This window comes from Ruegeria sp. AU67, assembly GCF_900312795.1.
Classification (GTDB): domain Bacteria; phylum Pseudomonadota; class Alphaproteobacteria; order Rhodobacterales; family Rhodobacteraceae; genus Ruegeria; species Ruegeria atlantica.
Map to the genome: position 1 here is coordinate 1 of NZ_OMPH01000017.1, position 16,834 is coordinate 16,834.

General features: G+C 58.8%; 19 protein-coding genes and 1 tRNA gene. 10 read left to right on the top strand and 10 right to left on the bottom strand.

Annotated features, from left to right (window positions below):
* Positions 1 to 873: hypothetical protein (locus tag DK510_RS22750; RefSeq protein WP_200833218.1), on the bottom strand; the 873-nt coding region annotated here is incomplete at its 3' end.
* 239 nt (positions 874 to 1,112) lie between these two features.
* Between DK510_RS22750 and DK510_RS05950 the strand changes: the two genes are divergently transcribed.
* Together DK510_RS05950 and DK510_RS05955 are read left to right on the top strand one after the other, a co-directional pair.
* A complete protein-coding gene (locus DK510_RS05950; RefSeq protein WP_109311332.1) occupies positions 1,113 to 1,868 on the top strand; it encodes a 3-hydroxyacyl-CoA dehydrogenase in 756 nt (251 codons plus the stop codon).
* 27 nt (positions 1,869 to 1,895) lie between these two features.
* Positions 1,896 to 2,429, top strand: coding sequence for a sugar O-acetyltransferase (locus tag DK510_RS05955; protein WP_234998949.1), 534 nt, complete (start codon positions 1,896 to 1,898; stop codon positions 2,427 to 2,429).
* On the opposite strand, the gene DK510_RS05960 is transcribed toward DK510_RS05955, so the two are convergent.
* The 3 genes from DK510_RS05960 to DK510_RS05970 all read right to left on the bottom strand — a co-directional run bounded on the left by DK510_RS05960 (position 2,426) and on the right by DK510_RS05970 (position 5,608).
* Positions 2,426 to 4,234, bottom strand: a complete 1,809-nt coding sequence (locus tag DK510_RS05960) for an ABC-F family ATP-binding cassette domain-containing protein (protein ID WP_109311334.1) — start codon at positions 4,232 to 4,234, stop codon at positions 2,426 to 2,428. The two genes, DK510_RS05955 and DK510_RS05960, sit on opposite strands and share 4 nt — an antisense overlap.
* Positions 4,235 to 4,301: 67 nt before the next feature.
* Positions 4,302 to 5,036, bottom strand: coding sequence for a GNAT family N-acetyltransferase (locus DK510_RS05965; RefSeq protein ID WP_109311335.1), 735 nt, complete (start codon positions 5,034 to 5,036; stop codon positions 4,302 to 4,304).
* A gap of 98 nt (positions 5,037 to 5,134) precedes the next feature.
* Positions 5,135 to 5,608, bottom strand: a complete 474-nt coding sequence (locus tag DK510_RS05970; protein ID WP_109311336.1) for an outer membrane protein assembly factor BamE — start codon at positions 5,606 to 5,608, stop codon at positions 5,135 to 5,137.
* Between the two features lie 84 nt (positions 5,609 to 5,692).
* On the opposite strand from DK510_RS05970, the gene DK510_RS05975 reads away from it, so the two are divergent.
* The 8 genes from DK510_RS05975 (at position 5,693) to DK510_RS06010 (ending at position 11,086) form a co-directional block, all read left to right on the top strand.
* Complete coding sequence (locus DK510_RS05975; protein ID WP_058274498.1) at positions 5,693 to 6,229, top strand: DUF177 domain-containing protein; 537 nt, start codon at positions 5,693 to 5,695, stop codon at positions 6,227 to 6,229.
* Between the two features lie 206 nt (positions 6,230 to 6,435).
* Positions 6,436 to 6,642, top strand: coding sequence for a 50S ribosomal protein L32 (gene rpmF, locus DK510_RS05980; protein ID WP_037316137.1), 207 nt, complete (start codon positions 6,436 to 6,438; stop codon positions 6,640 to 6,642).
* A 24-nt stretch (positions 6,643 to 6,666) separates the two neighbouring features.
* Positions 6,667 to 7,755, top strand: a complete 1,089-nt coding sequence (plsX, locus tag DK510_RS05985) for a phosphate acyltransferase PlsX (protein WP_058277573.1) — start codon at positions 6,667 to 6,669, stop codon at positions 7,753 to 7,755.
* Positions 7,756 to 7,776: 21 nt separating this feature from the next.
* Complete coding sequence (locus DK510_RS05990; protein ID WP_109311337.1) at positions 7,777 to 8,748, top strand: beta-ketoacyl-ACP synthase III; 972 nt, start codon at positions 7,777 to 7,779, stop codon at positions 8,746 to 8,748.
* A gap of 96 nt (positions 8,749 to 8,844) precedes the next feature.
* On the top strand, positions 8,845 to 9,147 hold the full coding sequence (gene ihfA / locus DK510_RS05995) for an integration host factor subunit alpha (RefSeq protein WP_058274526.1): 303 nt from the start codon (positions 8,845 to 8,847) through the stop codon (positions 9,145 to 9,147).
* 18 nt (positions 9,148 to 9,165) lie between these two features.
* Positions 9,166 to 9,807 (top strand): MerR family transcriptional regulator, encoded by a 642-nt coding sequence (locus DK510_RS06000; RefSeq protein WP_109311338.1) that lies wholly within the window; start codon positions 9,166 to 9,168, stop codon positions 9,805 to 9,807.
* A 61-nt stretch (positions 9,808 to 9,868) separates the two neighbouring features.
* A tRNA-Pro gene (locus DK510_RS06005) sits at positions 9,869 to 9,945 on the top strand.
* A 61-nt stretch (positions 9,946 to 10,006) separates the two neighbouring features.
* On the top strand, positions 10,007 to 11,086 hold the full coding sequence (locus DK510_RS06010) for a 2'-deoxycytidine 5'-triphosphate deaminase (RefSeq protein ID WP_109311465.1): 1,080 nt from the start codon (positions 10,007 to 10,009) through the stop codon (positions 11,084 to 11,086).
* 52 nt (positions 11,087 to 11,138) lie between these two features.
* Here DK510_RS06010 and DK510_RS22755 read toward each other — a convergent pair whose 3' ends face one another.
* From DK510_RS22755 to argS, 6 genes are all read right to left on the bottom strand, one after another.
* On the bottom strand, positions 11,139 to 11,309 hold the full coding sequence (locus DK510_RS22755; protein ID WP_159089934.1) for a hypothetical protein: 171 nt from the start codon (positions 11,307 to 11,309) through the stop codon (positions 11,139 to 11,141).
* A 63-nt stretch (positions 11,310 to 11,372) separates the two neighbouring features.
* A complete protein-coding gene (gene scpB / locus DK510_RS06015; RefSeq protein ID WP_108858389.1) occupies positions 11,373 to 12,029 on the bottom strand; it encodes an SMC-Scp complex subunit ScpB in 657 nt (218 codons plus the stop codon).
* Positions 12,022 to 12,816, bottom strand: coding sequence for a ScpA family protein (locus DK510_RS06020; protein WP_058274503.1), 795 nt, complete (start codon positions 12,814 to 12,816; stop codon positions 12,022 to 12,024). The genes scpB and DK510_RS06020 overlap by 8 nt, the downstream gene beginning before the upstream one ends.
* Positions 12,806 to 13,813 carry a beta-N-acetylhexosaminidase gene (nagZ, locus tag DK510_RS06025; protein WP_109311339.1) on the bottom strand — a complete coding sequence of 336 codons (1,008 nt, stop codon included), beginning with the start codon at positions 13,811 to 13,813 and terminating at the stop codon, positions 12,806 to 12,808. Before nagZ ends, DK510_RS06020 begins: the two co-directional genes overlap by 11 nt.
* A complete protein-coding gene (locus tag DK510_RS06030) occupies positions 13,810 to 14,922 on the bottom strand; it encodes an SPOR domain-containing protein (protein ID WP_234998951.1) in 1,113 nt (370 codons plus the stop codon). The genes nagZ and DK510_RS06030 overlap by 4 nt, the downstream gene beginning before the upstream one ends.
* 39 nt (positions 14,923 to 14,961) lie before the next feature.
* Entirely contained in the window at positions 14,962 to 16,707 is a 1,746-nt protein-coding gene (gene argS, locus DK510_RS06035; RefSeq protein ID WP_109311340.1) for an arginine--tRNA ligase, read from the bottom strand.
* Between the last annotated feature and the right edge of the window lie 127 nt (positions 16,708 to 16,834).

The window sequence follows — 16,834 nt, forward strand, 5'->3', positions numbered from 1 at the left end:
CCGCTCGCCGCCTTTGCCGCTACCTTCGCCGTCGCCGCCGCCTCCCCCGCCTTCGCCGCCCCCTTCGCCGTCGCCGCCCTCGCCGCCGCCTTCGCCGCCGCCTCTGCCGTCGCCGCCACCATCGTTGCCGCCGCCATCATCGCCGCCGCCATCGTTGCCGCCGCCATCATCGCCGCCACCATCGTTGCCGCCGCCATCATCGCCGCCACCATCATTGCCGCCGCCATCGTCGCCGCCGCCATCGTTGCCGCCGCCATCATCGCCGCCACCATCGTTGCCGCCGCCATCATCGCCGCCACCATCGTTGCCGCCGCCATCTTCGCCGCCGGCTGGGCTGTCGCTTCCGCCACCGCCGCCTGGGCTGTCGCCTCCGCCACCGTCGCCTGGGCTGTCGCTCCCGCCACCGCTGCCAGGGCTGTTGCTTCCGCCACCGCCACCTGGGCTGTTGCTTCCACCACCGTTGTTGTTGCCTCCGGTAGGACCGCTGCTAGTATCGCCAGAACCAGACTCACCGCGCGGGCTTGGGTCCGCTTGTGCTAATTGATCGCTGTCCCGATCTTCGCCACCTCCCGCCGAATTTCCGCGGACTGAAGCTGTCTCCAAATCCGTCAACAATACGGCCAAACCCGGGCATTGTTCACCAGTAAAAGCTAGTGTTGATTCGAAATCTGACCGTGTTTGCAGCCGCTTCAAAAAACTGGGTGTCACGTGCGTACATTCACACAGCGTTTGATAGTCGCCGGCGTTGGCTGCTATCCGCGCGGTTCTCGCGTTGCATACATCCGTCGCAGCATACGCAGAGGTTACGATCATAGCTCCTATGAATGGAGAGGCTACCAATGCCGAAACAGTGGATTTCAGTTTAATTCGCATCACTTAGCTCCTTGCGCCTTAATACCCAAGTGCGTCAGGGTCTTCGGTTACACTGTGGGAGCCGCAAATGAAGCGCAGGTAAGTTCCCGCTAAAGATGCGTTAATGAAGGCTCGCCACAACTCGTTACAATGATCACGGCACTAGTTGTGACGATCTCTTGGCGTAAATATACAACATCTACCCAAGCCGCCAAGTTAAATGAGGCGGAAAATTGTCAAAATCTTGAGAGGTCGCCATAATGCAACTGTCAAAATCAGCCGCAGTCATCACGGGTGGCGCTTCGGGCCTGGGAGAGGCCACCGCCCGTCATTTCGCCGAACACGGTGCACAGGTTACAATCCTGGATCGCGACGCCGAGCGTGGCCCTAAGGTTGCCGAAGACATCGGCGGGCATTTCGCTCAGACCGATGTGACAGACGAAACCTCAGTCGCGGCGGCAATCGAGCACGCGAAGGGCAAGATGGGTCGCATCACGGCCACTGTGAACTGCGCCGGGATCGCCTATGGGATCAAGACAGTCGGCAAGGATGGTCCCCACCCTTTGGACGCGTTTCAGCGCACAATCGACATCAATCTAGTGGGTACGTTCAATGTCTCGCGCCTGGCCGCAGCTGAAATGGCTAAGAACGAACCCGAACCGGACGGCGCGCGCGGGGTGATCATCAACACGGCCTCAATCGCAGCCTTCGACGGACAAAAAGGACAGGCGGCCTATGCAGCTTCGAAAGGCGGTGTCGTGGGAATGACGCTGCCGATGGCGCGCGATCTGGCCTCAACCGGCGTTCGCGTGATGACCATCGCTCCAGGGATTTTCATGACTCCGATGCTGGCCGGTCTGCCCGAAGAGGTTCAACAACAACTGGCGGCAGATGTCCCAAACCCTGCACGTCTGGGTGATCCGAAAGAATACGGGCGGTTGGCCGGCTTCATTGTCGAGATGGGCTACTTGAACGGAGAAGTCATCCGCATCGACGGAGCCCTTCGTATGCGTTAAGCCTGTCCCATGACAGAGCGGGAAAAGATGCAGTCTGGGCAGTGGTATAACTGCCTGGACCCGGAACTTGAGGCGCTGCGCACCCGTGCCCGGAACGCAGTCCACGCACATAACACCTGCCCGCCAGATGCCCGGGGTGCCATGGCGCCCGAGTTGCAGGCGTTGTTCGCTCGCGTCGGGCCAGATTGCTTACTTGAGGCTCCGTTTCATTGCGCCTACGGGCTTAATATCCGCCTCGGCGCGCGTGTCTATTTCAACGCGGGCTGCGTAATTTTGGACACCGCGCAGGTTCAGATCGGTGATGACACAATGTTTGGCCCACACGCACAGATCTATTGCGCGCAGCACGCCAAAGACCCCGTTGAGCGTGCAAAAGGTTTGGAAATCGGGATAACGGTGACCATTGGCCGAAACGTCTGGGTTGGCGGAGGTGCCATCGTGATGCCCGGCGTCACCATCGGCGACAACGCCATTATTGGCGCAGGCAGCGTTGTAACCAAAGACGTCGCGGCCGGGGAAACGGTTGTCGGCAACCCTGCCCGACCGTTGACGCGCCGCTAGGCGCCTTCGGCCTTTTCCTCAAGCACCAGCCACTCTTCTTCGGCGGCGGCCAGTTTCTCTTGTCGTTCGACCAGCGCCTCGGTCGCCTTCTGGAACTTGACCGGTTCACGGGTGAACAGTTCAGGATCTGACATAAGCTCTTCCAGCTTGCCTATTTCAGCTTCCAGGCGGGCAATCTCGGCAGGCAACTTCTCAAGCCGATGCTTTTCCGAGAAAGATAGCCCGGATTTCGGCTGCGCTTCTTGCTTTTGCTTTGACTTCGAAGTCTTTGCTTTTTCAGCTTTCTTTTCGGCAACGTCACCCCGTTGCGCGATGTAGTCCGACCATCCGCCCGCATAGACGGTCGCGCGGCCATTGCCCTCCATCGCAATCGTTGTGGTGGCAACCCGGTCCAGAAAATCCCGATCGTGGCTGACCAGCAGGACGGTGCCGTCATAGTCGTCGAGCAGTTCCTGCAATAGGTCCAGCGTTTCAACGTCCAGATCGTTGGTCGGTTCGTCCAGCACTAAAAGGTTCGAGGACTTGGCCATCAGTTTCGCCAACAGCAAACGCGCTTTTTCGCCACCTGACAATGACTTAACGGCCGCTCTTGCCTGCGCATCATCGAACAGGAATTCCTTGAGGTATCCGACCACGTGCTTTGGCTGGCCACCGACCATCACCTGATCCGCTTTGCCGGAAACCCGCATTTCGGGATCGCCTGTCAGGCTATCCCACAGGGTCATTTCGGGATCCAGCTGCGCGCGAGCCTGGTCGAAAACCGCGATTTCAAGATTGGTGCCCAGCGTCACTGTTCCTTCGTCGGGCTGTTCCTGACCCAGCAACATTTTGAGCAGGGTTGTCTTTCCCACACCATTCGGTCCGACAAAGGCAACGCGATCCCCACGTTGTGCCAACAGATCAAAGTTCCGAACGATCTGCTGCGCGCCAAAAGACTTGGACAACCCCTTGGCTTCAATCACTTTTCGCCCAGACTTTGGTCCGCCTTCCAGCGACATTGCCGCTGATCCTTGACGTTTGATCTGCGCGGCCTTTTCAGCGCGTAAGGCCTGCAAAGCCCGCACCCGGCCTTGATTTCGCTTGCGCCGTGCACTGATACCTTCGACCGCCCATTTGGCTTCAGATTTGATCAGACGATTCAGCTTGTGTCGCTGCTGATCCTCTTCTTCCCAAATCTTGTCGCGCCAGGTTTCAAAAGCCTCAAACCCTTGCTCCTGCCGCCGTACCATGCCGCGGTCGATCCACAACGTCGCGCGGGTCAACGCGCGCAAAAACGCACGGTCATGTGAAATCAGAACGAAGGCTGCGCGGGTCGATCCCAGTTCGCGTTCCAGCCAAGCAATCGCTTCGATATCCAGATGGTTCGTCGGCTCGTCCAGCAGCATCAGGTCCGGCGCTTCGGCCATCAGCTTGGCCAATGCGGCCCTGCGACGCTCGCCACCCGAAGCGGTTTCAATCGGGCGGGAGGGATCGAACTTCAACCCCTCGCCCGCGCGTTCGACCTTGTACAGCTCACCCGGCTCCAACTCGCTGGACGCATAATCGCCCAAGGTCGCAAACCCTTCCATGCCGGGGTCCTGCTCCATGTAGCCAACAGATTTTCCGGGCGGCACCACGATGTCACCCTGATCAGGCTCGACTAGACCGGCCATGACTTTCATCAGGGTCGACTTTCCCGACCCGTTTCGCCCAACCAACGCGACTCGGTCGCCCGGCTGAACCACTAGGTCCAGCCCCGAAAACACCGGATCGCCCCCGAAAGTCAGGGAAATGCCGGACATCTGCAACAAAGGAATTCTCGCCATGCCGCCAGCTAAACCGGTGGACACAAAGCGTCAACGCCCCTGTTTCACGTTTTCGAAAATACTCAAACTACCGGACCACTGCGCGCAGCAACCGTTTACGGGCCGGAGGAATCGCGCCGATCTCAAGCCCAGTGAATACATGCAGCGTATTCATATGCCGATCCACCACCGCATGATCACTGACCCAGCCGCCCATCATCAAATAGGTGCGCAACAAAGGAGGCATCCGCAACATCGCCTTTTTCACATCGGGCCTACGCCGCAGGCGAGAGGCAAACTTGAATACATCGGGGGCCTTGACCCGCGGCAACCAACGCTTTGGCGCCAGATGCCGTTGCTTCAACATGGCAAAGGCGTCCAGATACTCGACCGTTTCGGTTCCTGCAAAGGATGAACAGCCGAACAACATCTTGACGTTGTTCTGGTCCACGTAATTGGTCATCGCACCCCAGGCCACCCGCAGGATATCCGGGTCTGTCCATTCCGAGTGAATGCAGAAACGGCCCATTTCGACCATGCGGCCGTCAAACCCTTTGAGTGCAGACAGGTCATAGAACTGGGCAGAATAACTGCGGTCAACCTCGGCCCCGTGCTCAATTGTCAGCATTCTGAAACAACACACCAGCCGTCCATCGGAGCGCGAGTCTTCAACAAGGATATGCGCGCAGACCGGATCAAATTCATCCCGGTCAATCTGATCCGTCCCAAATGCCAGAGTTCGCAGTTCCTGCGCCGCCTCCACATCCTGTGGGGACTGCGCCAAACGAGCCCGGTATCTGCCCTTGCCCAGCAATAATGCCATGGTCGCATCCTCCGCGGTTGCTGACCTGCTTCATGTTGCAGCGGTTCTACCACAGAACATGTGACTGTCCTGTGACCGTAGCAAGAGGCGGCGCAGACTTAATTCGCGCCCGGAATGTTCGCAGGGTTGAAGTTGCCGATATTGCCCAACAGCTGGCGCAGGAAGCCACGGTTCTGAACGCTGGATTCGGTCACGCGGCGGTCCAGTACCACCACATATCCATCCTCAAGACCAAAACGTTCGATATTCCGCACAACGCCACGCTGGTCAAAGCTGATCGCAACCAGTTCGCGCGACACCACTTTGGGGCGCTTAGGACCGTAATGGCGCACGCGAGAGCGGACATAGTAAAAACCCGAATCCTTCACCAGCCCGGCAGAGCTGGGCGCTCCGATGGTTTCAACAACGCTGTCGCGGGTATCGACGCCCACTTTGATCTCGGCCAGTTGGTCAGCCGGCGGGACGTATCCGTGATTCTTGAAGATTGGCGTGCAAGCGCCAGCCGCAACCAAACAGGCCGCAAAGACAAGCCTTTTGGACGCCGGTTTCAACCTGTTCACAACCTTCAACATTTACATCCTCTTGCCTTGGGACCTTGCGGACCCTATCCGATTACATAAACCGCAGCCCCGGTTCAACACACGAAAGGGTCACGAATGACGACTAATACATCTCTGCGGGTGGCCGACCTGCCCCAAAACGCGCCCACGCCGTTTGATCTGCGCCCCGATAGCAAGGGCTTGGACGCGATCAAAACCGAACTGGGATTGTTGGGCCTGCGCAAGCTCAGCTTTGTGGGTGACGTAAGGGCACAAGGCAAACGCGATTGGATTCTTGCCGGAAAACTGGGGGCGACGGTGATTCAACCCTGTGTCGTGACGCTTGAACCCGTAACCACGCGCATCGATATCCCTGTGTCACGGGTCTATCTGAAAGACTGGCAAAACCCCGACGAGCCTGAATTCGAAATCCCCGAAGGCGATGAGACCGAAGCACTGGGCGCCGAAATCGACCCCGCATCGGTGATGATTGAGGCGCTGTCGCTTGCCCTGCCCCAATACCCACGGAAGGATGGCGCAGAATTGGAACAGGCCGGCTATACTGAGCCGGGCAAACAGGCGATGACGGACGAAGACGCAAAGCCGTTTGCCGGACTGGCGAATTTGCGCGATGCTTTGAAAAAAGACGAGTGACATAGGTCTGATTTCCTGTCATAGCAGGCCTCCAGAAAAATCGCTTGAACATGCCGAGAATCGCAGTATTTTCGCGCGCTCATCGGAATTTGGGTTGGACATTGCGGGGCCCGTCCCCTAAACGCGCGTCAAACCACTAGAAAAACGAAGAATGAAACCCGGCCAGCAGCGAATCTGCTGACCCTTAATAGACAAAGGTTGAGACCATGGCTGTCCAACAGAACAAAGTTTCCAAGTCGCGCCGCAACAATCGCCGCGCACATGACGCTCTGGTTGCTGCAAACCCGAACGAATGCGCAAACTGTGGCGAACTGAAGCGCCCGCACCACGTCTGCGCGTCCTGCGGCCATTATGATGACCGTGAAGTCGTCGCTCAGGCCGACGAAATCGACCTGGACGAAGACGCGGCCTAAGCCTCATAACTCGTAGGCCAAGGCATGACGGAACAGCCCACGCAAGCCGGACGGATTACCATCTCGGTTGACGCTATGGGCGGAGATTCGGGGCCCGCGACTGTTGTTGCGGGCATTGCCAAATCGGCAAACAAGAACCCCGATATCGCCTTCGTTCTGCACGGGCCCGAGCAAAAGTTGCGCAAACTTGTCGCCAAACGGCGTGTCCTGCAGGGACGCGTCGTTTTTCGTGATTGCCCCGACGTGGTCACGATGGAGGACAAGCCTAGCCAGGTCGTCCGCAGCGGCAAGCAGACATCGATGTGGTCGACGCTGGAAACAGTGCGCAAAGGCGAAGCCCACGGCGCTGTTTCCTGTGGCAATACCGGCGCGCTAATGGCGCTGTCGATGATGCGTTTGCGCAAATTGCCGGGCGTGAACCGCCCGGCCATCGCGATTCTGTGGCCCTCGCGCAACCCTCAGGGCTTTAACGTGATGCTGGATGTCGGCGCCGATGTGCGGGCCGACGCCAAAGATCTGCTGCAATATGCATTGATGGGGGCGTCTTATGCCCGCAACGGCATGGCACTGGACCGGCCCCGGATCGGTTTGCTGAATGTTGGCACCGAAGAACACAAAGGCCGGGCCGAACTGAAAGAAGCCCACGCGATGATCTCGGAATTCGCAGAGCAGGCGAATTTTGACTTCGCAGGCTTCGTGGAGGGCAGCGACATTCCCGGTGACAAAGCGGATGTCATTGTTACCGATGGCTTTACCGGAAACGTCGCAATCAAAACCGGCGAAGGCACGGCCAGCCTGATCGGTGACCTGCTGCGCGAGGCCTTCAAATATTCCCCTCTGTCCCGGCTCGCATCGGTTCTGGCCATCACCTCGCTGCAACGGTTGAAGAAACGCATCGACCCACGCCAAGTGAATGGCGGTGTCTTTCTTGGCCTCAACGGAACCGTGGTCAAATCACATGGTGGCGCAGATGCCACCGGAGTTTCGGCAGCGATCAAACTGGCCTTTACCCTGGCCGAGTCCGGTTTCGCCGAAAAATTGGCGGCACGGGTTGCATCGACAGCCCAGCTTGCACAAGATGCCGCGCACGTACCGCCAAAGGCGGGCGAATAACAATAAAGGCAGTACCCCCAAATGGCAGGCCGTTCAGTTGTTGTAGGTGTCGGACACTATTTGCCAGAGCGCATCGTTCCGAATTCCGAATTTGAAAAGACGCTAGATACGTCGGACGAGTGGATCAAAGCTCGCTCGGGAATCGAACGCCGCCACTTTGCCGCTGATGGTGAAACCACGTCCGATCTGGCGACCAACGCTGCCTTGGCTGCCCTGGCTGATGCTGGCCTGAAAGCCGAAGATATCGACGCCATCATTCTGGCGACATCAACGGCTGACCTGACTTTCCCTTCTGCCGCGACGATGGTGCAGGCGCGCCTGGGTATGACCCATGGATTCGCGTTTGACGTTCAGGCCGTCTGTGCAGGCTTTGTCTTTGCCCTCAGCAACGCCAACGCTTTGATCGTGTCCGGTCAGGCCAAACGCGTGCTGGTCATCGGCGCCGAGACGTTTTCGCGCATCATGGATTGGACAGATCGGTCCACCTGTGTGCTGTTTGGCGACGGTGCCGGCGCGTTGATTCTTGAGCTGCAGGACAGCGAAGGAACCGCGCAGGATCGCGGCATTCTGTCGACTGACCTGAATTCTGATGGGCGCTACAAGGATTTGCTCTATGTCGACGGCGGTGTGTCGACCCAATCGACCGGGCATCTGCGGATGCAGGGCAATCAGGTGTTCCGCCACGCGGTCGAAAAGCTGGCCAAAACCGCAGAAACGGCCCTGGGGCGTGCCGGTCTGACCAACGCGGACGTCGATTGGATCGTGCCACATCAGGCCAACATTCGCATCATTCAGGGCACTGCCAAGAAAATGGGCCTGCCGATGGATAACGTTGTCGTGACAGTTCAGGATCACGGCAACACGTCCGCCGCATCGATTCCCCTGGCCCTGTCAGTGGGCAAACAACGGGGCCAGATCAAGACCGGGGATCTGATCGTGACCGAGGCTATCGGCGGCGGCCTGGCATGGGGCGCAGTGGTTCTGCGCTGGTAACCGGCGCAAAACGGCTTACACAGCCTCGTGCAATTCATTGATATTGACAGCGAATTTGCCATCACCATATTCTCTGATATCAACAGGGGAAATGGTATGGGCGAAAAAACACTGACGCGAATGGATCTGAGCGAGGCTGTTTTCCGCGAGGTTGGCCTTTCACGTAATGAAAGTGCGCAGCTTGTCGAAAGCGTCTTGAACCACATGTCGGACGCACTGGTCCAAGGTGAACAGGTCAAGATTTCATCGTTTGGTACGTTCAGTGTTCGGGACAAAACCGCCCGCATCGGCCGTAATCCCAAAACCGGCGAAGAGGTGCCAATTCAGCCTCGACGTGTCCTGACATTCCGCCCGTCGCACCTGATGAAGGATCGCGTCGCCGCAGGGAATCGCAAGTAAATTCGGGACGGAACGGTCATGAGCAAGTCCCCCGACGCCTTTCGCACAATAAGTGAAGTTGCGGACTGGTTAGGCGTTCAGGCTCATGTCCTGCGCTTCTGGGAAAGCCGTTTTAGCCAAGTCAAACCCGTCAAACGCGCGGGTGGCCGCAGGTATTACCGGCCAAATGATATGCGCCTTTTGGGTGGTATCAAAAAGCTGCTGCACGAGGACGGGATCACCATAAAAGGCGTCCAACGCATCCTGCGTGAACAAGGCGTGGCCTATGTTTCCTCGCTGTCGCCCAGCCTGGATGAGCCCGCCGCGCCTGAAAGCGCCCCGGCAGATGATACCGTTGTCGTGCCCTTTTCCGCCAAGCCTGCCACGCCCAGCGATCAGATTGATCTGGATCTGGGCGAACCGGCCCCGGTAGCCGAGGCAACCGCTCCGGCTGAACAAGCCCCTCAGGCCGAAACGCCCCCGCCTGCCCCGCAGCAACCACAAGCAGAGCCATCACAGCCTGCGCCCGAGTATCTGGATGAAGCCCCCCTGATGGGCGGCATCGCCACACAAGCGTGGGAACGGACCGAGTTTGACGACGATCTTTTGCGTCGGATTGCACCAATCGCCAAGGACTTGCGCGCTGTCATCAACCGAATTGAGAACCGGTCGGCAGGATAAGAAAAAAGGCGATGATTTCCTCTTGCCCCCGCCGGGAAAGTCTTTATGAACACCTCAACGTCGGGCTATGGCGCAGCCTGGTAGCGCGTCCGTCTGGGGGACGGAAGGTCGCAGGTTCGAGTCCTGCTAGCCCGACCAAATCACACCGACGTTTATGGCAGACTGGCCAGATCCCGCTCTGGCAACAGAGGGGATCAGAATGACAGGTGTATGCCCAAACCAACAGATCGAGGCGATGATCGGCCGCGGTGAGATCACCGCCAGCCCCGAGGTTATCCCGGCGCAAATTCAACCCGCCAGCCTTGATTTACGTTTAGGTACAGCTGCTTACCGGGTCCGCGCTTCATTTCTATCCGGCGAAGGACGTACGGTCGCGGATCGTCTCGCCGAGTTTGAGATGCACCGCATCGACATCACCGACGGAGCCGTTCTGGAAAAAGGCTGCGTCTATCTGGTGCCGCTGATGGAATCGCTGGCCCTGCCCACCGATACCAGCGCGGTGGCAAATGCCAAAAGCTCGACCGGGCGGCTGGATCTTCTGACCCGCACGATCACCGATGGTGGCACCGAGTTTGACCGCGTACCTGCAGGCTATACCGGGCCGCTTTTTGCCGAGATCTGTCCGCGCTCATTCTCGGTTCTGGTGAGACCGGGCATGCGGCTGAACCAGATTCGCTTTCGTCAGGGTCAGGCAGTGCTCAGCGACGCGGAACTGACCGCATTGCACAACGACTCGCCACTGGTCGACGGACCGGCGGTCATTCAGGATGGGCTGGGATTCTCGGTCGACCTGCAATTGCCCGACACTGATCTGGTTGGCTATCGGGCCAAACCGCATACCGGTGTGATCGATCTGGACCGGATTGGGGAATATGACCCGCAAGAATACTGGGAAGAGGTGCGCACCACCGATGGCCGTATCATCCTGGACCCCGGCGCATTCTATATCCTGGTCAGCCGCGAGGCGGTCCATATTCCCCCCATGTATGCGGCTGAAATGGCCCCCTACCTTGCAATGGTCGGCGAGTTCCGGGTGCACTATGCCGGATTCTTCGATCCCGGCTTCGGTCACGCCGCGGCGGGCGGAGCGGGATCACGCGGCGTGCTGGAAGTACGCTGCCACGAGGCACCGTTTGTTCTGGAACATGGGCAGGTCGTCGGGAGGCTGGTCTATGAGAAGATGGCCGAAATGCCTACACAGCTCTATGGAGCGGGCATCGCGTCGAATTATCAGGGACAGGGGCTGAAACTGTCCAAACACTTCAAGGCTGTTGGTTAACACTTCTTGAACCGGCGCACGTTCAGATTACGCCCTGCGCCGGGCTTATCTGCTAGGCTTGACGGTTGCTGTCGTCATTTGCGCCCGAGTCATGAGGCACAGCCGATCTTTGTTTCGGCTTTCCCATCCGGCCCGCCACATCAAAACCCTTGTCGATTCCTTTGTTGACGACCCGCCGCATGATCTGGCGGATGATCATGTCGATAATGCGATTCATATTCATTGCTCAACTCCTCAGATTGGCCACAACATAGGTGATTCCAACGGCAACAAAAGGGCCAAGTTATCACTCTTCCTCGAACAGCTCGGTCTGGTCCTCATCTTCGCTGTCATCACGCCCTTCGCCCAACGGCATCGTGCCCGGGGGCGGCCGGTTTTCCAGCAACCCAGCAGCCCGCAATTCCTTGAGCCCCGGAAGATCGCGGGCGTTTTCCAACCCGAAATGATCCAGAAACTGTGGCGTCACAACAAAGGTGACCGGACGGCCGGGTGTCATCCGGCGGCGGCCCAGACGGATCCACTCCATTTCCAACAGTTGATCGATTGTACCGCGCGAAACCGAGACGCCCCGGATCTCTTCGATCTCGGCACGGGTGCAGGGCTGATGATAGGCGACGATGGCCAGCGTTTCGATGGCTGCGCGGCTCAGCTTTCGGGTTTCAACCGTTTCCTTTTGCATCAGAAAGCCCAGATCGGGGGCGGTGCGAATGGCCCAGGCCTCACCCACGCGGACAACGCGGATACCGCGGCCTTCGTACCGTTTCTGCAAAATTTCAACCGCTTGCGCCGCGTCGCTGCCATGCGGCATCCGCGCCTCAAGATCGGCGATCGTCACTGGCTCGGAACTGGCGAACAGCACAGCCTCGACCATGCGCTCCTGCTCCGCCAGGGGTGGCGCTTCGAACAGAGTGCCGGTGCCTTCGTCTTGCGGTTCGTCAGTCACGTGTGTCAGTCCTCTTGCGCAAATGGATCGGTGCAAACGTCTCGGTTTGCTTCATCTCCATATGTCCTTCTTTCACCAGCTCAAGCGAGGCAGCAAAGGTCGCTGCAGTGGCCGAGCGGCGACGCACCGGGTCAGCGTCCCAGCCCTCGGGCAGATAGGATTCCATATCTGTCCAAGCACCGGCAAACCCGATCAGCGGGCGCATCCGCTCTAGCGCTTGTTCCATTGTGAACACTGAATCGCGGTCCATAACAAAGGGGCGGAACTCGTCACGAGTTCGGATACGGGCGTATCCCTGCATCAGATCCAACAGCGTGGCAGAGTAAGTCACGGTGCGGATACGCGTGATATCCTCACCCTGCCCGCGTTTGAAGAAATCGCGCCCCAGTTGATCACGGGCCATGAGACGCGCGGCAGAGTCGCGCATGGCTTGCAGGCGTTCCAACTGGAACGCCAGGTGAGCGGCCAGTTCCTCGCCCGAGGGGCCTTCGTCATCCGGATCCGGTGGCAACAAAAGCCGGGATTTAAGGAAGGCCAGCCAGGCGGCCATGACCAGATAATCCGCCGCCAGTTCAATCCGCAGCGCGCGCGCCTTTTCCACAAAGGACAGGTACTGCTGCGCAAGCGCGAGAACCGAGATTTTCCGAAGGTCGACCTTTTGGGTTCGCGACAGGGTCAACAATACATCCAACGGACCTTCGAACCCGTCGACATCAACAATCAACGCCTCTGCCGCAAGACGATCCGCGACCGAGGCCGGGTCTTCGCTAAAGAGATTATCGTTCATATACCTGCCCGCCCATTAGGGCAGATAGTTCCGCTTCGGCCGCTTGGATGTCAAGTTCCACAGGCTTCTGTCGCATCGACAACGCCCTTTCCGCGCGCTTTTGCGCTTGCCCGGTCATTTCTCCGGCTGCTTCCAGCACCTTGGCACGCGCGTCGAACGTTCCGTTACAGTGCAGAACCACGTCGCACCCTGCGGCCAGTGACTGACGCGCAATGTCTTCGGGCGCACCACTCAGCGCTTTCATCGAGATATCGTCGGTCATGATCAGACCGTCAAAACCAATTTTATCGCGGATCAGACCGATCATCGCAGACGAAATCGTGGCCGGTTGTGGATCAATCCGGTCATAGACCAGATGCGCCGTCATCCCCATCGGCAGATCGTTCAGCGCCCGAAACGGTTCGAAATCCGCTTGCACAAGCTGGTCCTGTGTCAGGTCCACATGCGGCAGGTCATGGTGGCTGTCCAGCGTTGCCAATCCATGCCCCGGCATGTGCTTAAGCACCGGCAAAACACCCCCATCCAGATGGCCTTTGGCAACAGCGCGCCCAAGAGTTGAAACCCGTTTGGGTTCAGAGCCATAACAGCGGTTCTTCAAAAACGCATGGGTATCGTCGCGGGCCAAATCGACTATCGGGGCGCAGTTGCTGTCAATGCCAAGCTCGAACAGCTCTTTTGCGATCAGTCGATACCGCAGGTACATAGCGCGTTCCGCCTGATCCCCTGCGCGACCCACATGATCCAGGGGCGGCATCCATTCGCGTGCCAATGGCGCGCGCAGACGCTGCACACGGCCACCTTCCTGATCAATGGTGATAGGGCAATTGCGCCCTATGGCTTCACGAAAATCATCGCATAGGGCACGAACTTGTTCAGCTGTATCTATGTTGCGCGCAAACAAAATGAACCCGAAGGGGTTCATCTGCTGGAATAGTCTCTTTTCCTCTGACGTCAGGCGCAGCCCTTCGGCATCGGTGATCGCAGCGCCGAATGTCACCGAACGGCAACCGGGATACAGTCTGCACCTTGTGCGACCAGAGCGGCACAGAACTGACGCGAGTCGCTCAGGTCATCAAACCCAAGAACACGCAGACGATAGAATGTCCGACCGCCACTTGAGGTCTTCTGGATAACACGTTGTTTTCCATCCATATACTCTCCAAAGCGGCCATTCATGCGATCCCATTCCGCACGGGCCACATCCGAGCTTTCATACGCACCGAGCTGGGCCATGCGCGTGCCTTTGGAAAGGGTATTCGGATCCACGTCCACGCCAACGGCGGCTTTGACAGCGGCGTTGATCGCAGCTTCGGTACTGCTGTTTGATGAAATCCCGCTTGGCGTCGCTCGGGCTGGCCGCGTGGACGGACGCAGGGACCGGCGAACACCGGGCAGCGCCGCCAGTTCCGGGTCCGGCAATTGTGCGGCCAGATCAGCAGGATCAATGGCGGGCTCTTCCTCGGGCAGTGCCAACGAGGCGAGTTGTACGCCCTGCTCTGCCGGTTCATTCGCTTTCGCCGCCCCACCGGCCAATTCGGCAACCAGGGCATCGACTGTATTCTGGCGCAGCTGCGCAGCCTCTTGATCCGAGATCTCTTCTTCGACGACATGCACGGCCTGCGTCGGCTTCAGCGGTTCAACAGGCGTATCTTCGTCTGTCAGCGAAACCGGGCGCGGCGCGAGGATCAGGCGATCTGCTGGCGGCGCTGCCGTTCCAACGGCTGCCACGGCATTGACGGCCAGACCCTGGTGATCGGCCGGGGTGCCGCCGGGGTTTTCCGGCTGAATGCGCATTGGCCCTTCGATGGCGCGAACAACAGGCACGCCACTAACGTCGCGCATCACCAACTTGAAGCCCCAGACGCCGATCCCGGCGACCAGTGCCAGCGACGCTACTGCACCCATGACGTTGACGATACGGCCCAGCCCTGCCCCTCGCGGAGCATGTTCATAGCCATAGGAGTCGTCGGGATACTCATACCCATCCTCAGGATGTGGCTGATTCGTGTAATGCATCTCCTCAGGGCGCATCTGCCCCGAGTAATCGTAACTTGCCATGTCCGCCTCACCGCCCGATTGCGCCTGAAAAAGTGGCGCGCGGGTCATTTCTTGCCTACCTCGTACCGGCGCGTCGGGCGGTGTTAGTTACCGCATCTCCTGCGCCGGAGTGACGCCAAGAATACCCAAGCCCGCTGAAATCACAACAGAAACGGCCCGGGCCAATGCGATTTTTGATTGGCTTGTGGCAACATCGCCATCCTGAATGAATCGCAGTTGCATTTCATCGTTGCCCTTGTTCCAGAGCGCGTGGAAGTCACCCGCCAGCTCATACAGGTAAAAGGCAACCCGATGCGGTTCATTGGTGCGCGCGGCGATTTCGACCAGACGCGGCCATTCTGCCAGCTTTTTAGCGACCGTCAGTTCCGAGGCATGATCGATCTTACCCAGGTCAGCACCCTTGAGGGTCGCATCATCCGTAGCGATTTCCGCCTCGGCGGCACGGCGCAGTACACTCATGACACGGGCATGAGCGTATTGCACGTAGAACACAGGGTTCTCGCGGCTTTGTTCCAGCACCTTGTCGAAATCGAAGTCCAGCGGCGCATCGTTCTTGCGCGTCAGCATGACGAAACGGGTCACATCCGGCCCCACCTGATCAACCACATCGCGCAGGGTGACAAAATTCCCTGCCCGCTTGGACATCTTGAACGGCTCGCCATTCTTCCACAGCTTTACCAGCTGCGTCAGCTTGATATCCAACGGCACCTTGCCATCGGACAGGGCCGAAACAGCTGCCTTCATCCGTTTGACATAGCCGCCATGGTCCGCACCAAACACGTCGATCAGCGCATCAAAGCCACGGGTCACCTTGTCATAGTGATAGGCGATATCCGGGGCGAAATAGGTCCAGCTGCCGTCCGATTTCTTGACCGGCCGATCGACGTCATCACCATGCTCGGTCGATTTGAACAGGGTTTGCTCGCGCGGCTCCCAATCCTCGGGCTTTTTACCTTTGGGTGGTTCCAGCACACCTTCGTAGATCAAGCCCTTATCGGTCAGGGACTTAAGCGCAGCCTCGATCTTTCCGGTGCCATAAAGCGATTTTTCGGAATAGAACACATCCATCTCAACACCCAACGCCTTCAGGTCGGCGCGGATCAGATCCATCATTGCATCGGTCGAAAACTCGCGCAGCTCTTCCAGCCACTCGCTTTCCGGCTTGTCGATCAGGCTGTCGCCGTATTTCTCTTTCAGCGCCTCGCCGATCGGGATCAGATAGTCACCAGGGTACAGCCCCTCGGCGATCTCGGGGCTCAGCCCGTTGGCCTCGCGATAGCGCTCATACGCGGACCGCGCCAGTACATCTACCTGCGCGCCCCCGTCGTTGATGTAGTATTCACGTGTCACGTCATGGCCCGAATACGCCAGCAAGCTTGCCAGCGCGTCACCGAACACGGCACCACGCGTATGGCCCACATGCAGCGGGCCTGTGGGGTTGGCCGAGACATACTCGACGTTGACCTTCTGGCCATGCCCCATGTTGGAACGGCCATAATCCGTGCCCTTTTCCAGCACAGCGGCCAGAACGCTCTGCCACACAGACGGCGCAAGCCGCAGGTTCAAGAACCCCGGCCCGGCCACCTCGGCGCTGGTGATCCGATCATCAGCAGCCAGCTTTCCGGCCAACACGTCAGCGATGTCGCGCGGCTTCATCTTGGCCGGTTTCGCCAGCACCATCGCGGCGTTGGTTGCCATATCGCCATGCGCTGCATCACGCGGCGGTTCGACTGCCACGTTGTCAAAACTCAGCCCCTCGGGCAATGCGCCTTCGGACTGCATCTGCGCCAGCGCGTCCAGCACGAGGCCGCGGATCTCGGAAAACAGGTTCATTTCGGATGTCCTTTTGCTTGCCCGGCGGTTTACCACGCAAAGCGGCAAGGTCAATGGAAGCGATCAGTTTGGGCTTGGATTAGCGGTAGACTCAGCTAACGTCGGTGGAAATTCAAGCCGGAGACAC

Bases quoted from the DNA above. Each gene is read 5' to 3' on its own strand.
- DK510_RS05950 (WP_109311332.1), top strand. From the start codon at position 1,113: ATGCAACTGTCAAAATCAGCCGCAGTCATCACGGGTGGCGCTTCGGGC.
- DK510_RS05955 (WP_234998949.1), top strand. From the start codon at position 1,896: ATGCAGTCTGGGCAGTGGTATAACTGCCTGGACCCGGAACTTGAGGCG.
- DK510_RS05960 (WP_109311334.1), bottom strand. From the start codon at position 4,234: ATGGCGAGAATTCCTTTGTTGCAGATGTCCGGCATTTCCCTGACTTTC.
- DK510_RS05965 (WP_109311335.1), bottom strand. From the start codon at position 5,036: ATGGCATTATTGCTGGGCAAGGGCAGATACCGGGCTCGTTTGGCGCAG.
- DK510_RS05970 (WP_109311336.1), bottom strand. From the start codon at position 5,608: ATGTTGAAGGTTGTGAACAGGTTGAAACCGGCGTCCAAAAGGCTTGTC.
- DK510_RS05975 (WP_058274498.1), top strand. From the start codon at position 5,693: ATGACGACTAATACATCTCTGCGGGTGGCCGACCTGCCCCAAAACGCG.
- rpmF (WP_037316137.1), top strand. From the start codon at position 6,436: ATGGCTGTCCAACAGAACAAAGTTTCCAAGTCGCGCCGCAACAATCGC.
- plsX (WP_058277573.1), top strand. From the start codon at position 6,667: ATGACGGAACAGCCCACGCAAGCCGGACGGATTACCATCTCGGTTGAC.
- DK510_RS05990 (WP_109311337.1), top strand. From the start codon at position 7,777: ATGGCAGGCCGTTCAGTTGTTGTAGGTGTCGGACACTATTTGCCAGAG.
- ihfA (WP_058274526.1), top strand. From the start codon at position 8,845: ATGGGCGAAAAAACACTGACGCGAATGGATCTGAGCGAGGCTGTTTTC.
- DK510_RS06000 (WP_109311338.1), top strand. From the start codon at position 9,166: ATGAGCAAGTCCCCCGACGCCTTTCGCACAATAAGTGAAGTTGCGGAC.
- DK510_RS06010 (WP_109311465.1), top strand. From the start codon at position 10,007: ATGACAGGTGTATGCCCAAACCAACAGATCGAGGCGATGATCGGCCGC.
- DK510_RS22755 (WP_159089934.1), bottom strand. From the start codon at position 11,309: ATGAATATGAATCGCATTATCGACATGATCATCCGCCAGATCATGCGG.
- DK510_RS06020 (WP_058274503.1), bottom strand. From the start codon at position 12,816: ATGAACGATAATCTCTTTAGCGAAGACCCGGCCTCGGTCGCGGATCGT.
- DK510_RS06030 (WP_234998951.1), bottom strand. From the start codon at position 14,922: ATGACCCGCGCGCCACTTTTTCAGGCGCAATCGGGCGGTGAGGCGGAC.
- argS (WP_109311340.1), bottom strand. From the start codon at position 16,707: ATGAACCTGTTTTCCGAGATCCGCGGCCTCGTGCTGGACGCGCTGGCG.